Below are 15,122 nucleotides of genomic sequence, written 5' to 3'. Positions count from 1 at the left end.
GGAAAGCAATGTATAAATGTACAAATTGTGGACGAGAAATATCTGAACCTAAAAAACTATGTGCATATTGTAAAAAAGAAAAAAATAGGATAACGAACGTGAGTAAACGAGCGTTAAAAAAGACAGTAGAATTTACGAATGAAAAGACAGAAGTAATCGGCAACAAGTTCTCTTCTTTGAAAATAAAACAATTGAAGTCATCAATAAAAATAAATACAAGCATGAAAGAAACAGGTACTAAAGTCAAAACAGAGGTCACGGATACACTAGCCAAAGTTACTGAACAACTAGTAAAAAAAGGAAATAGTCAAAAGAAAAAAAATAAAAAATAATCTTATCGAAAAATTCATTCTAAATCTATCAAAACACCTTCTTTGAGACTAAGAAATTCAAAGAAGGTGTTTTGTCTTATAGAACAACCAAATAAGTCAGCTTGTTTATTTGGTCAAAGAAAAAGGGAAGTCTTCAGCGTCGTGTTTTGTAGGATTAGGAACAATCCCCAACTGATAAGCAATCGTGCCACCAGTCAGCAAGTCTTCATGTGTAAAGAAGAGTTTGCGATAGCTAGTTTCATTTCTTGTGATCTCATGGATGAATTGTTGTTGTGGGTGATTAGGGTTTGTTTCGATTGTTAAATGTTCACCATTAGACAACGTAAGCACAGCTTTGTCGATTAAAGGCATCCCGATGACATATTCACCAGTTCCTGGCGTGACAGGATAAAAGCCTAAACTATTAAAGATATACCAACCTGCCATGCTCCCATTGTCTTCATCTCCTGGATAACCAGTCGGGGTATCATCGAATGTTTGTGTCAGCAATTGTTTGATCAATGGTTGTGCCATTTCGGGTTTACCAATATAACTGAATAAATAAGGATAGTGGAAGCTTGGTTGATTGGAGATGGCAACTTGTCCAAACTCGATCGCTGCCATTTCACTCATTTCATGGATCTCAAAACCATAACCGCCAACTTCAAAAGTCGGTGCTTGGTTACATAATTCAATCAGTTTTTCTTCAAATTGATCTGGTCCACCGTGAGCATTGATCAAACCAGCAAAATCATGGTAAACAGCAAAACTACTTTGCCAAGCGCTACCTTCTGCATAATCCTGACCCCAACGTGTGGAAGAAAACGGAGTACGGAATCTTCCTTCGGGATCTTTGGAACGCATGAAGCCGGTTTCCGGATCAAAGACATTTTGATAATTGAAAGATTGCTTTTGATAGTGTTGTGCGGTTGCTGCTTCATTCAAACCGGTGGCTACTTGGCTGATACAAAAGTCACTATAAGCGTAATCAAGGGTGTGGTTGATTGATTCGTGGTAAGTATTTGGTACATAACCATATTTTAGATAATCAGTCGTTCCTTGACGTCCGTAATTTTGTTTTTCACTTTGGATCGTAGCACCTTTTTTCATTGCTTCGAGAAATTCAGCCATTAAATCTTTACGGATTCCCTTAACCGAGGCATCAGCGATCACTGCATCAATCAATGTTCCTGGCATGAGTCCACGCTCATCTGGCGAAAGCCATTTTGGTAAAAAGCCAGTTTCACGATAGCTGTTCAAAAAGCCTTCAAGCATCTCTTCATATTTTTCGACAGCAATCAAAGAGTAAAGTGGATACACTGTTTTATAAGTATCCCAAAAACCATTATTGGTATAAAGTACACCTGGTTTTACACTTCGACTAGTGGTATCATAATGGATTTTTTGTCCGGTCGAGTCGATTTCATAGAACGTTTGTGGGAATAAAAATACACGGTAGAGATTGTGGTAAAACGTCCGTAACTGTTGCGGATCATGATGCTCGACTTTGATTCGGTCAAAATAGTTTTGCCATTGTTGTGAACTATTCAGCAAATAGTCATCAGGCGTTTGATGTAACTCTTGTTCTAGATTAAATGAAGCTTGTTCAGAACTGATGAAGGAAGTACCGAAACGAATGACTTGTTTTTTTACGTCGCCAAAATAAATCGGAACCGACCCAGCGTCATCGGCTGTTAACTGTGACAATTCCTTTGATTGGATTGGCTGTTCAAAATGTAAGACAAAATAGAAGGTAAAATCAGGATCTTCGGCGCCTGCGAAATGAGTGACTTGTCCTTCAATCGTATAGGGATCTTTTAGAACTAATTGATGTTTACCAGGAAACGACAAAAGTAAACCGCTCTCATTTTTGTGGTAATCAATGGTTAGGACACCACCGTACATGCTAGGGATCAACGTGGAGCGAATACTATCACGTAATTGGTTGATCGTTAAATGAGTCGGACAGAATGTGCTTTCTTCTGGACGATACGAACTTTGTGCATGGAACAGGGTATTCTCAGGTAATAACCCATTGATCGGAGTGAAGACAAAATAGCTGAAGTCACCCATCCATGGACTTGGCTGATGAGTCAAACGGTAGCCTTGGAAGGTGTGATCATCAGGATGGAACCACCAGCTACCTTTTTGATCAGTTGTCTGTGGGGCAAAGTAATTCATCCCAAAAGGAACACCAGTATAAGGCTGGCAGTTCCCATTTGAGAAGTTCGCTTGATTGGCTGTACCGTGACGAGTATCAATATGTTGAATGTTCATGTTAAATCTCCTTTGTTGAATGTCGTTTAATAAATGAGACTGGTTGGCTCGTATCTTCGGGAATGTTATTTGTTTTGAGCCAAGTGATCAAAGCATTTCCTGCAAGTTCTCCTAGTTGGTGGAAATCTTGAGCAATCGTTGTTAATGGTGGATCAACTAAAGCGGCTGCTTGGATATCATCGAATCCAACGATCGAAAAATCATCTGGGATACGATAGCCTTGTTGTTTTAAATGATTCATCGTTTGAATAGCTACCAGATCGTTTTCGCAGACAAACGCAGTGACCTGATGTTCATTGATGTAGGTCAGTAACGTTTCAATCGTAGTGCCTTTTGCATCTAAAGTTGTATGAAACGGCAAATTGGCTTTGTCCAAAGCTTCCAGGTAACCCAAGTATCGTTGTCGGACAGATTGTGGATGCGCCTGTTCACCAAAAAGATAGGCAATCTTTTTATGCCCTTTTGAAATCAAATGAGCCGTAGCCAAAGAACCACCTTGGAAATTATCTGAAAGGACAGTTGGAAAAGGAAGTTCATAGATTTTTTTATCTAAAACAACAACTGGGAATTGTTTCAATGATAATTCAAAGAGCAGATCCAGATGTTGATCGGTCGCAAACGCATAATAAATCATTCCGTCAAATTCTTGCATGATTTCCTTCGCCGTTTTGTTTGCCAGAAAATCAACAGTCGTCATCATGACCTCTAACTGATTTTCTTGCATCACTGGATTTAGTCCTTTTGTAAAATCTCCGACAGAAAGGTCAGATAAAAAGGGAAGTAGGAACAGGATGCGACTATTTTTAATCACATCGTTTCTATTAAGATCACTAGTCGTTGCTTTGACAAAACTGCCTTTTCCTCTGACACGATAAATCAGACCTAATTGTTCTAATTCAGTTAATGCACGTTTAGAAGTGATTCGACTCACTTGATACTTGGTGGACAATTCCTTTTCGGTAGGTACCTGGCTGTCAACAGGTAACGATCCATCAGCAATTGCTTGTTGTAAGTCATGAAAGATTTGTTGGTATAGTGGTTGATTCATAAAAGCACCTTCTTATAAGATATATCATATAAAGATCATAGCATAAAACCACTAAAAGTAAATAAGAAAAATCTCATTTTGAAAGCGTAGACAATTGTAAAACGACGAGGTATAATCCTCTTATGATATATCAATAAAGAAAAGAGGAAAATAAATGGCATATAAAGATATACCAAAGTCAGTTCAACAGTTTATGGATGAAATTACTGCAAAATGTGGGGAAGAGCATGCAGATTGGGCTACGAATTTCTCTGCTGCCTTTGCTAATACATTGTTAACGACAGTCAAAAGACATGAAGACGGGACGACTTTCTTATTAACTGGTGATATTCCAGCGATGTGGTTGCGTGACTCCACCGCTCAAGTCCGTCCATATTTAGTCATTGCAAAAGAAGATGAAGACTTAGCTTCGATGATTAGTGGGCTTGTCAAAAAACAATTTGAATATATCAACATCGATCCATACGCAAACGCATTCAATGAAGAAGCAAATGGAGCGGGGCATCAAAGTGACCATACTGAAATGAATGATTGGATCTGGGAGCGTAAATATGAAATCGATTCCTTATGTTATCCTATCCAATTAGCTTACTTATTATATAAGAACACTGGTCGAACGGACCAATTGAATGATTCGTTTGTTGAAGGAATCAAAAAAGCCTTACATGTCTTCAAAACCGAACAAGATCACAATCAATCTCCTTATACTTTCGAAAGAGATACGACGAGGAAAGAAGATACCTTAGTCAACGACGGGCGTGGAAGTACAGTTGCACCAACTGGAATGACTTGGTCTGGTTTTCGTCCAAGCGATGATGCGTGTCAATATGGCTACCTCGTTCCTTCAAATATGTTTGCTGTAGTAGTGCTGGGTTATATTGAAGAAATCTTTACGAACATTCTCACGGAAGAAACAAGTAGTAAAGCAATCCTTGAAGAAGCCAAACGTTTAAAAGAAGATATCCAAAAAGGAATCGAAGACTATGCGTTGACTAAAAACCAACAAGGAGAAACCATCTATGCTTATGAAGTTGATGGATTAGGAAACGCTTCTATTATGGATGACAGTAATGTACCTAATTTGATTGCTGCTCCGTATTTAGGTTACTGTTCTACCACAGATGAACAATATTTAGCAACGAGAAAAACGTTACTAAGTAAAGAGAACCCTTACTTCTATGAAGGGAAATATGCAAAAGGGATCGGATCATCTCACACTCCAGAAAATTACATCTGGCCGATTGCATTAGCGATGGAAGGGATGACCACTGAAGATAAAGAAGAGAAAAAGCGGATTTTAGACTTATTAGTTGCGACAGATGCTGGTACACATTTGATGCACGAGGGGTTTGATGTCGATGATCCAAACAACTACACCAGAGAATGGTTCTCTTGGGCGAACATGATGTTTTGTGAATTAGTGATGGATTACTTTGATATTCGAGTAGCGAAATAGGAGGAATAAAATGAAAAAGAAAGTATATATCATTTCACACAGTCATTGGGATCGTGAATGGTACATGGCTTATGAACAGCATCATATGCGTTTAGTCGAATTGATGGATGATCTTTTGGAATTATTTGAAACCGATCCAGATTTCAATAGTTTCCATTTAGATGGACAAACGATTATTTTAGATGATTATTTACAAGTACGTCCAGAAAAGAAAGAAGCGGTGCAACGAGCAATTGATGCGGGGAAATTAAGGATCGGTCCTTTTTATATTTTACAAGATGATTTCTTGATCAGTTCAGAAGCGAATGTCCGTAATATGTTGATTGGAATGGAAGAAAGTAAGAAGTGGGGAACGCCTGTGATGCTCGGTTATTTCCCGGATACTTTTGGAAATATGGGGCAAACACCACAAATGATGAAACAAGCAGGACTTTCAGCTGCTGCTTTTGGACGAGGCGTAAAACCAATTGGCTTTGATAATCAAGTCTTGGAAGCAGAAAATTATTCTTCTCAATATTCTGAAATGTGGTGGAAAGGACCAGATAGCACAGAAATCTTTGGGTTACTGTTTGCCAATTGGTACAGTAATGGAAATGAAATCCCGACTGAAAAAGAGAAAGCAAGAGCCTTTTGGGACCAAAAGCTGGCAGATGCAGAGCAATACGCATCAACCGATCATCTGTTGATGATGAATGGAGTGGATCATCAACCGGTTCAAAAGGATGTAACAGCAGCAATCAAATTAGCGAATGAATTATATCCAGAGTATGAATTTATCCATTCCAATTTTGTCGATTATCTTGCAGCGGTGCAAAAGGACTTGCCAGAAGAACTTGGTTCCGTTGAGGGAGAGTTGACCAGTCAGGAAACAGATGGCTGGTATACGTTAGCGAATACTGCTTCAGCACGTGTCTATTTAAAACAATGGAATACTAAAGTTCAAAGACAAATTGAAAATATTGCTGAGCCATTAGCAACGATGGCTTATGAAGTTACTGGTAAATATCCCCATGATCAATTAGATTATGCGTGGAAAACGTTGATGCAAAATCATCCACATGACAGTATTTGCGGGTGTTCGGTTGATTCTGTCCATCGAGAAATGATGACACGGTTTGAAAAAGCAGATGAAGTAGGGAAGTATTTAGCAGAAGAAGCGATCAAACAACTTGCCCAAGCGATCGACACTAGCAGCTTACCAGCAAAAAGCTATCCTTTCTTAGTTATGAACACGGCTGGATCAGCAAAGACTGGTGAAGCAGAAATAACGATTGAGTTAGAAAGAAAATGTTTTGCAGAAGGAATACCTGAGAAATTATATGAAGAATTAGAAAAGCAACCACCAAAAAGCTATCATGTAGAAACATCCAATGGTGAAGAAGTCCCTGCATCACTATCAGAAACATTTGTGACGTTTGATTATGATCTGCCAAAAGATCGGTTTAGGATTCCTTACATGGCGAGAAAAATCACGGTCACTTTACCAGTGAGCGAAATGCCAGCTTTTTCTTGGAACACGTATGTATTAATAGAAGGAAAAGCTAAAGAAGAAAAAGAGACGATGATCCAAAAAGATGGACGAGTATTAGAAAATCAACAAGTTCGGCTAGAGATCCAACCGAATGGCACCTTGACGTTGAAAGACAAAACAACGGGCAAACAACTAGATGAATTATTGACATTCGAAGATGTTGGGGATATTGGAAATGAATATATCTTCAAACAGCCTGAAAATGACCAACCTATTTTATCAAAGGAAAATGATCAAAGTACCGTAGAAGTCGTAACTGATACGAGTGAATTAGCACAAGTAAAAGTTACCCAGGAATTATTGATCCCAGTAGCTGCTGATGAACGTTTAGCAAAAGAACAACAGATGGTCATTGAGTTTCGTCACCGTAAAGCAGGTCGTTCAAAAGAAAAGCGTGTGTTAGAAGTAACAACTATTATCACTTTAAGAAAAGACAGCAAAAAAATCGACTTTGAAACAAAAGTGAATAATCAAATGGATGATCATCGCTTACGTGTGTTGTTCCCAACAAAGTTACATGTGAAACAACATCAAGCTGATAGTATTTTTGAAGTGGTTACCCGTCCCAATGATGTATCAAGTAGTTGGGAAAATCCAACAAATCCACAGCATCAACAAGCGTTCGTTCATTTAGAAGGAAACGATTATGGAGTAACAGTTGGCAATTATGGATTAAATGAATATGAAGTAATTGATGACAGTGTGATTGCGGTGACTTTACTACGTTGTGTAGGGGAATTAGGCGATTGGGGATATTTTCCAACACCAGAAGCCCAATGTCATGGGGTACATTGCTTTAACTACAGTATCGAAGTGCATCAGCCAGAAGAAAAATTTGCTAGTTACCATCATGCTTATAGCGCACAGATTCCTTTTTCTACCACGCAAATGGCGATTCAAACAGGAACCTTGCCAGCTGAAAACAGCTATTTAACTTGCGAAGGGGAAACGTTTGCAATTACTGCTTTGAAACGAAGTAAATTTAGTGATAAAGTAGTGGTGCGTGGGTTTAATCTGTCCGGTCTTGATTCACCATTACAAATCACTAAAAATGGGAAACAAGGGGAATTATTGAATCTGCTAGAAGAAACAGTTGAGCAAACGATTGCTCCGACCGTTAGACCTTATGAAATTCGGACAATCGGATTCGAGGAGGAATAAGCAATGTATGGTGGAATAGAAGCAGGGGGAACAAAATTCATCTGTGCCGTTTCAAATGAAGGCGTTATCGTAGAAAGAGTAAGTATTCCTACAACTACACCTCAAGAAACACTAAAGCAAGTATTTGATTTTTTTGATCAATATGAACTAGAGGCGTTAGGGATCGGTTCGTTTGGTCCGATCGGTATTGATAAAAATGCCGATAATTATGGGTATGTTTTGGCAACACCTAAACCTGGATGGGGAAACTACAATTTTTTAGGCAGCATCCAAGAACGTTACGGGATTCCGATGGCTTGGACGACAGATGTGAATGCAGCAGCTTACGGCGAATTGCTAAAAGGAGCCGCACAAGGGAAAAAGAGTTGTATTTATTTGACTGTCGGTACAGGGATCGGTGCCGGTGTGGTCCTTGAAGGAGATATTTTTTCTGGACTTGCCCACCCAGAAATGGGGCATATATGGGTAAAACGTCATCCAGAGGATACCTATGAAGGAACATGTCCTTACCACAAAGATTGTTTGGAGGGGTTAGCGGCTGGACCTTCAATTGAGGCACGAACTGGAATCAAAGGCCAAGAACTTCCTCAAGATCATCCAATATGGGACATCCAAGCCTATTATATTGCTCAAGCATTGATCAATTATACGTTGACGTTAGCTCCTGAAAAAATCATTTTAGGTGGCGGAGTGATGAATCAAGACCACTTGTTGCATAAAATTCGACAACAATTCGTTGAGTTAATGGGTGGGTACATGGAAACGCCACAAGTAGATGAGTACATTGTACGCTGGGGGCTGCCGAATGAGAGTGGAATTATTGGCAGTTTGCTTTTAGCAGAAAAAGAACATGGTAAACAATAAGGTGTATATATTCTATATATAGTAATAAAAAACGGCTAGAGGTGTATCCCTAGCCGTTTTTTGATTGTGATCAGTAGTGGATCGCTCCTTACAATAGTGTCTTTACCATAAACCAGGGAGGGCTTTTGCGACAATGGTTTCTTGCGTGAAAGGATGAGACATGTGTAATTCTAACGCATGGAGCATGAGACGGTTCGCAGGCCGTGTTTGGTAAAGTGGATCACCGACAATGGGATGACCAATGTGAGAGAGATGGACCCTGATTTGATGAGTACGTCCGGTTTCCAAGACACAGTAAACCTGAGTCTGACCATTTACTACTTGATCAACGGAAACATGTGTGAGAGCCGTTTGACCTTTATGAGGATCTACCACCCGTTTTCTGCGATCGTGCCGATCACGACCGATTTTATCTTTTAAAATCAAATCCTCTTTGATTGTTCCCCAGACAAGTGCTTGGTATCGTCGATAAATCTTCTTTTGTTCCAACATTCTGCCTAGGATAGGTAAAACAAAGGGATTTTTAGCAAATAAAATTGCACCACTTGTTTCTTTGTCCAATCGATGCACGACATAAGGACGTTGCTCTTTTTTCTTTAAATACGCAGCTAAATGATTCAATAAAGTATCATTTTCGGTTGGTTCATTCGGATGAGTTTTCATGCCGGCGGGTTTATTGACAATGAGTAAATGATCGTCTTCATATAATGGTTGGACGAAGGAAGCTTTACCCAATTGGACTTCTTGGTATTGATAATCAGTTTCTTCAAAACGTAACGTAATATGGTCACCAGCGTGGACTTCAAAATGAAATAAGGCAGGTTCTTGATTGATCCACACATTTTTTCTTATACGTAAAAAGTGGCGGACTTTTCTTGGAACGAGCCATTCTTGTTCTAATAATTCTCGAATGGTGGTTGTTGGCTGGGTGTCAGGTAACGTAATCGTGATTTCCATAAAAATACTCCTTTTAGCAAAAATGCAGCTCTATTGTACCATTTTTAAAACTTATTTAAGAAAAAAGTGACTAATTTCTGATACTTCTTATGCTAAACTATCGTCAAAACTTAAAAAAACAGTTTGCCTACATCTCAAGCAGGAAGAATGAAGAACGTACCTGTGGTAGAATAAGGCGATTCAATCAAATAGACAGGAGAAGAATAAATGGATTTTCAAAGCATTTTAAGTAAAATAAAAGCTGCTTTGATCAGTTTTTGGCATTGGATTAAACCTTATTTAGGGCGATTCCATCGATGGCGAAAACGTATATGGAAAAAGTATCATATCAATAAACTGATCCTATTGATTGGCTTGATCTGTGTATTGATCGTCAGTATCTATCTTTTTATTTTAGCAAAACAGGCAAATGTCTCCACATTAAAATCGGGGCTAAGTCAGTCTACCGTTATCTATGATAAAAAGAATGAAGAAGCAGGCACCCTGTATGCTCAAAAAGGGACTTATGTGGAATTGAATGCAATCTCTCCAGATATCCAAAATGCGGTTATCTCAACCGAAGATCGTAATTTTTATCAGCATCATGGATTTGATATCAAAGGGATCGCTCGGGCAGCAGTTCGGATGGTCCTTTCAGGTGGCACTTCTGGTGGAGGTGGGAGTACAATTACCCAACAATTAGCTAAAAATGCTTATTTGACACTTGATCAAACTTTTGACCGTAAAGCAAAAGAATTATTTTTAGCCATTGAAATTGAAAAGAAATACAGCAAAGAAGAGATTTTGACCATGTATCTCAACAATGCTTATTTTGGAAATGGGGTATGGGGCGTACAAGATGCTTCAAGGAAATACTTTGGGGTAGATGCTAATCAGGTTAATTTAGCAGAAGCGGCAACGTTAGCTGGGATGCTTAAAGGTCCGGGTATCTATAATCCGATCGATCACCCAGAAAATGCAAACAATCGAAAAAACACCGTATTGAGTGTCATGGAAGAAAACGGCAAGATCACGAAACAACAATACCAAACGGAAAGCAAAGTGGATATCAAACAATACGTGAAAGATACGTATGATAATTCGGAATCAGGCTATCGCTATCCTTATTACTTTGATGCCGTGATTGATGAAGCAGTCAATGATTATGGTTTAGATGAAGAAGATGTGATGAACAAAGGATACAAAATCTATACATCACTTGATCAAAATTATCAAAAACAATTAGAAACAACGTATCAAAACAATGCACTATTTCCGGCAAATGCTGCGGATGGGGCAATGGTTCAATCCGCATCAGTCGCATTAGATCCTAAAACTGGTGGTGTTGAGGCGCTGGTAGGGCGACGTGGAGAACATGTTTTCCGAGGATTTAGTTTTGCAACACAAATGAAACGTTCTCCTGGCTCAACGATCAAACCTTTGAGTGTGTATGCACCAGCGTTAGAAGCGGGATACACCCCAGCAAGTATTTTGAAAGATGAACCATTATCTTATTATAAAGCTCATAATTACGACGGAACGTACCGTGGTGAAGTACCGATGTATCAGGCGGTTGCTGAAAGTTTGAATCTTCCTGCTGTATGGTTGCTTCATGAAATCGGTCTTCAAAAAGGTTATGATAAAGCAGAAGAATTTGGATTACCTCTATCGAAATCAGATAAGTATTATGGTTTAGCATTAGGTGGTTTAGCTAAGGGAGTTTCGCCGTTAACGATGGCTGGAGCTTACAGTGCATTTGCTAACGCTGGTAAAATGTACAAACCACATCTGATTACTAAAATCGTGGATTCAACGGGTGCAGTAATTGTTGATAAGACCAATGAAAAACCTAAACAAGTCATTTCAGAAGAAACGGCTAATCAAATGACTTCAATGCTGCTTGGGACTTTTTCTAATGGGACAGCCGTTGCAGCTAAACCGGCTGGTTATACAGTCGCAGGGAAAACAGGAACGACTGAAACCAATTTTGATCCTACCAAAGCTAACGATCAATGGATTGTTGGCTATACACCTAATGTCGTGATTTCAACTTGGATGGGATATGAAGAGTCTAGTGAATTGCATTATTTAGCAGGAACAAGTGGGAATGTGGTTGGTAAAGTCTTCAAATCGGCCGCAGAAGGCATTCTTCCTTATACTGAGCAAGAGCCTTTCCCTGTAGCAGATGCATATGCGACTGGCGGAAAAGTAGTCCCTGCTGATCAAGTCAATAATAATACGCAAACCAATGAGAACTCAGAACAATGGAAAGAAAATCTGAATAAATACGGGGAACAAGCTAAAGATGGGCTGAAAAATATCGGTGATATGGTAAAAGAAGGCGTAAGAGGTTTAGGCGAAGCTGCGAAAGATCTCTGGCGGAAATATCAAGGACAGTAATCCTATGAAAAACGATAAACAAATGGTACAATAAAACTAAACGATCTATAGAAAAGAGGCTAACTATGTCAAATATTTATGATAGCGCAAATCAAATCGAACGTGAGATTCGCGAATTGCAAGAATTCAAAGCTTTAGAAGAAGCCTATGCAAAAGTTAAAGCAAATGAAGAAGCGCATCGTCTATTCAAAGATTTCCAAGCGATGCAAATCGAATTGCAGGAAAAACAAATGAGCGGGCAAGAATTTAGCGATGAAGATGCAATGAAAGCGCAAGAAATGGCAATGAAAATTCAATCAGAAGAAGTGATCAATGATTTGATGCAAAAAGAACAACAATTCAGCACGATCATCAATGACTTGAATCGCATCATCATGACACCAGTTAGAGATTTATACAGCGAATAATTAACGTTGTAGAAAATAATTTAGCCAGAACAAGCAAAAGCAACGTAAAACAAAATTGTTTTGCGTTGCTTTTTTAGTATGAAGAAATCAGACGGGGATAACTCATAGAAAATTAGCTTATTTTTCATTGTTTAATAAATAATTATTGTTAACCTAGCTATAATAGCTGATTTTGTCTATTATAGAAGCGTAGAAATGTCTATTCAAGTAGTGAATTTCTCTCATATAAAGCAAGGAGGTGGAGCGATGAAACACAAAAAATTTTCTTGGAAAGATTTTTGGGAAATCAGTGGCTCGTATCTTTTCACGATTATTTTGCTACCCGCATTTTATTCTTTAACTACAAATCAGCCATTAACAAATGTTTTTAGCGACCAATATCTGATCGATATTCTTCTCTTGTTTCTTTTTGTGATCTTGCCATTAGCTATTTATAAAGGTGTGCGGTATCGAAAGTAAGATATGAGAGATATTTGATGATTGAGCATGAAAATAGCTAGCCATTTCAGTAATCGTCTGAAGTACCGATGAGTCTAAATAAGAAGATAGGCAACTAAAGTAGGTTAGACCAATAGAGAGAAATAAAGTAAGGTGCTGCTAAAATTAATTTTTAGCTTGACCATTCTTTTTTTTAATGGTAAAGTAATTGACGTTGCTGAAAAAGAGAAAAAGATCGTGAAATTTATTTAGAAAAATTCATTGACATTTACTTTTTAAGGTGATAAGATAACTAAGTCGTAAAAAATCAATAGCTTACGAAGCTTGATTTCATCGAAAAAGACTTTAAAAAAGTTGTTGACAAATAACAAATGATGAGTTATGATAAATGAGTTGCTGAAACACTTCTGAAAAACGAAGTTAAAAAAACTTTTAAAAAAGAGTTGACAAACAAACGTCACTCTGATATGATATAAAAGTTGCTACGGCAATCTCAACTGATTAGCTTTTAATCAAGTAGACCTTTGAAAACTGAACAAAGCAAAGACAAACCAAATGTGTAGGGCGTCTTGATTGATTCAAGACAACAAACATTTTTAACAAGCAAGCAATATGCTAGCAAACAATTGAGCTTAACAATCGTAAGATTGTTCGAACTTTTTATGAGAGTTTGATCCTGGCTCAGGACGAACGCTGGCGGCGTGCCTAATACATGCAAGTCGAACGCTTCTTTTTCCACCGGAGCTTGCTCCACCGGAAAAAGAGGAGTGGCGAACGGGTGAGTAACACGTGGGTAACCTGCCCATCAGAAGGGGATAACACTTGGAAACAGGTGCTAATACCGTATAACAATCGAAACCGCATGGTTTTGATTTGAAAGGCGCTTTCGGGTGTCGCTGATGGATGGACCCGCGGTGCATTAGCTAGTTGGTGAGGTAACGGCTCACCAAGGCGACGATGCATAGCCGACCTGAGAGGGTGATCGGCCACATTGGGACTGAGACACGGCCCAAACTCCTACGGGAGGCAGCAGTAGGGAATCTTCGGCAATGGACGAAAGTCTGACCGAGCAACGCCGCGTGAGTGAAGAAGGTTTTCGGATCGTAAAACTCTGTTGTTAGAGAAGAACAAGGATGAGAGTAACTGTTCATCCCTTGACGGTATCTAACCAGAAAGCCACGGCTAACTACGTGCCAGCAGCCGCGGTAATACGTAGGTGGCAAGCGTTGTCCGGATTTATTGGGCGTAAAGCGAGCGCAGGCGGTTTCTTAAGTCTGATGTGAAAGCCCCCGGCTCAACCGGGGAGGGTCATTGGAAACTGGGAGACTTGAGTGCAGAAGAGGAGAGTGGAATTCCATGTGTAGCGGTGAAATGCGTAGATATATGGAGGAACACCAGTGGCGAAGGCGGCTCTCTGGTCTGTAACTGACGCTGAGGCTCGAAAGCGTGGGGAGCAAACAGGATTAGATACCCTGGTAGTCCACGCCGTAAACGATGAGTGCTAAGTGTTGGAGGGTTTCCGCCCTTCAGTGCTGCAGCTAACGCATTAAGCACTCCGCCTGGGGAGTACGACCGCAAGGTTGAAACTCAAAGGAATTGACGGGGGCCCGCACAAGCGGTGGAGCATGTGGTTTAATTCGAAGCAACGCGAAGAACCTTACCAGGTCTTGACATCCTTTGACCACTCTAGAGATAGAGCTTCCCCTTCGGGGGCAAAGTGACAGGTGGTGCATGGTTGTCGTCAGCTCGTGTCGTGAGATGTTGGGTTAAGTCCCGCAACGAGCGCAACCCTTATTGTTAGTTGCCATCATTTAGTTGGGCACTCTAGCAAGACTGCCGGTGACAAACCGGAGGAAGGTGGGGATGACGTCAAATCATCATGCCCCTTATGACCTGGGCTACACACGTGCTACAATGGGAAGTACAACGAGTCGCAAAGTCGCGAGGCTAAGCTAATCTCTTAAAGCTTCTCTCAGTTCGGATTGTAGGCTGCAACTCGCCTACATGAAGCCGGAATCGCTAGTAATCGCGGATCAGCACGCCGCGGTGAATACGTTCCCGGGCCTTGTACACACCGCCCGTCACACCACGAGAGTTTGTAACACCCGAAGTCGGTGAGGTAACCTTTTGGAGCCAGCCGCCTAAGGTGGGATAGATGATTGGGGTGAAGTCGTAACAAGGTAGCCGTATCGGAAGGTGCGGCTGGATCACCTCCTTTCTAAGGAATATTACGGAGACTACACTGTTTGTTTTTCACTTTGTTCAGTTTTGAGAGGTTTACTCTCAAAGATAT

The 15,122-nt window shown here is 39.9% G+C and carries 10 protein-coding genes and 1 rRNA gene; 8 read left to right on the top strand and 3 right to left on the bottom strand.

Annotated elements, in window-relative coordinates:
• The first annotated feature begins 8 nt into the window (after positions 1 to 8).
• A complete protein-coding gene (locus IGL28_RS11655) occupies positions 9 to 332 on the top strand; it encodes a hypothetical protein (protein ID WP_010737055.1) in 324 nt (107 codons plus the stop codon).
• Positions 333 to 437: 105 nt separating this feature from the next.
• Here IGL28_RS11655 and IGL28_RS11650 read toward each other — a convergent pair whose 3' ends face one another.
• Positions 438 to 2,588: a GH92 family glycosyl hydrolase gene (locus IGL28_RS11650; protein WP_081128776.1), complete on the bottom strand. Its 2,151-nt coding sequence runs from the start codon at positions 2,586 to 2,588 to the stop codon at positions 438 to 440.
• A gap of 1 nt (position 2,589) precedes the next feature.
• The gene (locus tag IGL28_RS11645; RefSeq protein WP_010720919.1) at positions 2,590 to 3,636 is read right to left on the bottom strand and encodes a GntR family transcriptional regulator; all 1,047 of its coding nucleotides are present in this window, start codon (positions 3,634 to 3,636) and stop codon (positions 2,590 to 2,592) included.
• A 154-nt stretch (positions 3,637 to 3,790) separates the two neighbouring features.
• Between IGL28_RS11645 and IGL28_RS11640 the strand changes: the two genes are divergently transcribed.
• Genes IGL28_RS11640 through IGL28_RS11630 form a run of 3 tightly spaced genes read left to right on the top strand, consistent with a single transcriptional unit; the run spans position 3,791 to position 8,648 of the window.
• The gene (locus tag IGL28_RS11640; protein ID WP_081128774.1) at positions 3,791 to 5,092 is read left to right on the top strand and encodes a glycoside hydrolase family 125 protein; all 1,302 of its coding nucleotides are present in this window, start codon (positions 3,791 to 3,793) and stop codon (positions 5,090 to 5,092) included.
• Between the two features lie 10 nt (positions 5,093 to 5,102).
• Positions 5,103 to 7,784 carry an alpha-mannosidase gene (locus IGL28_RS11635; protein WP_081128772.1) on the top strand — a complete coding sequence of 894 codons (2,682 nt, stop codon included), beginning with the start codon at positions 5,103 to 5,105 and terminating at the stop codon, positions 7,782 to 7,784.
• Between the two features lie 3 nt (positions 7,785 to 7,787).
• Positions 7,788 to 8,648 (top strand): ROK family protein, encoded by an 861-nt coding sequence (locus IGL28_RS11630; protein WP_081128770.1) that lies wholly within the window; start codon positions 7,788 to 7,790, stop codon positions 8,646 to 8,648.
• A gap of 102 nt (positions 8,649 to 8,750) precedes the next feature.
• Here IGL28_RS11630 and IGL28_RS11625 read toward each other — a convergent pair whose 3' ends face one another.
• A complete protein-coding gene (locus IGL28_RS11625; protein WP_053766248.1) occupies positions 8,751 to 9,605 on the bottom strand; it encodes an RluA family pseudouridine synthase in 855 nt (284 codons plus the stop codon).
• 207 nt (positions 9,606 to 9,812) lie between these two features.
• On the opposite strand from IGL28_RS11625, the gene IGL28_RS11620 reads away from it, so the two are divergent.
• The 4 genes from IGL28_RS11620 (at position 9,813) to IGL28_RS11605 (ending at position 15,047) form a co-directional block, all read left to right on the top strand.
• On the top strand, positions 9,813 to 11,984 hold the full coding sequence (locus IGL28_RS11620; RefSeq protein ID WP_034867921.1) for a PBP1A family penicillin-binding protein: 2,172 nt from the start codon (positions 9,813 to 9,815) through the stop codon (positions 11,982 to 11,984).
• Between the two features lie 65 nt (positions 11,985 to 12,049).
• Complete coding sequence (locus tag IGL28_RS11615; protein ID WP_010720913.1) at positions 12,050 to 12,391, top strand: YlbF family regulator; 342 nt, start codon at positions 12,050 to 12,052, stop codon at positions 12,389 to 12,391.
• Positions 12,392 to 12,637: 246 nt separating this feature from the next.
• Entirely contained in the window at positions 12,638 to 12,850 is a 213-nt protein-coding gene (locus IGL28_RS11610; protein ID WP_010720912.1) for a hypothetical protein, read from the top strand.
• Between the two features lie 637 nt (positions 12,851 to 13,487).
• Positions 13,488 to 15,047, top strand: a 16S ribosomal RNA gene (locus IGL28_RS11605).
• Positions 15,048 to 15,122: the final 75 nt, after the last annotated feature.

Source organism: Enterococcus sp. AZ077 (genome assembly GCF_051714965.1).
GTDB lineage: Bacteria > Bacillota > Bacilli > Lactobacillales > Enterococcaceae > Enterococcus_B > Enterococcus_B hirae.
Note: the sequence above shows the minus strand (reverse complement) of the source record. Positions and strands in the feature narration are given on the sequence as shown.

Coding starts and splice junctions, on each gene's coding strand:
- IGL28_RS11640 (WP_081128774.1), top strand. CDS start 3,791: ATGGCATATAAAGATATACCAAAGTCAGTTCAACAGTTTATGGATGAA.
- IGL28_RS11635 (WP_081128772.1), top strand. CDS start 5,103: ATGAAAAAGAAAGTATATATCATTTCACACAGTCATTGGGATCGTGAA.
- IGL28_RS11620 (WP_034867921.1), top strand. CDS start 9,813: ATGGATTTTCAAAGCATTTTAAGTAAAATAAAAGCTGCTTTGATCAGT.
- IGL28_RS11625 (WP_053766248.1), bottom strand. CDS start 9,605: ATGGAAATCACGATTACGTTACCTGACACCCAGCCAACAACCACCATT.
- IGL28_RS11650 (WP_081128776.1), bottom strand. CDS start 2,588: ATGAACATTCAACATATTGATACTCGTCACGGTACAGCCAATCAAGCG.
- IGL28_RS11645 (WP_010720919.1), bottom strand. CDS start 3,636: ATGAATCAACCACTATACCAACAAATCTTTCATGACTTACAACAAGCA.
- IGL28_RS11615 (WP_010720913.1), top strand. CDS start 12,050: ATGTCAAATATTTATGATAGCGCAAATCAAATCGAACGTGAGATTCGC.
- IGL28_RS11655 (WP_010737055.1), top strand. CDS start 9: ATGTATAAATGTACAAATTGTGGACGAGAAATATCTGAACCTAAAAAA.
- IGL28_RS11630 (WP_081128770.1), top strand. CDS start 7,788: ATGTATGGTGGAATAGAAGCAGGGGGAACAAAATTCATCTGTGCCGTT.
- IGL28_RS11610 (WP_010720912.1), top strand. CDS start 12,638: ATGAAACACAAAAAATTTTCTTGGAAAGATTTTTGGGAAATCAGTGGC.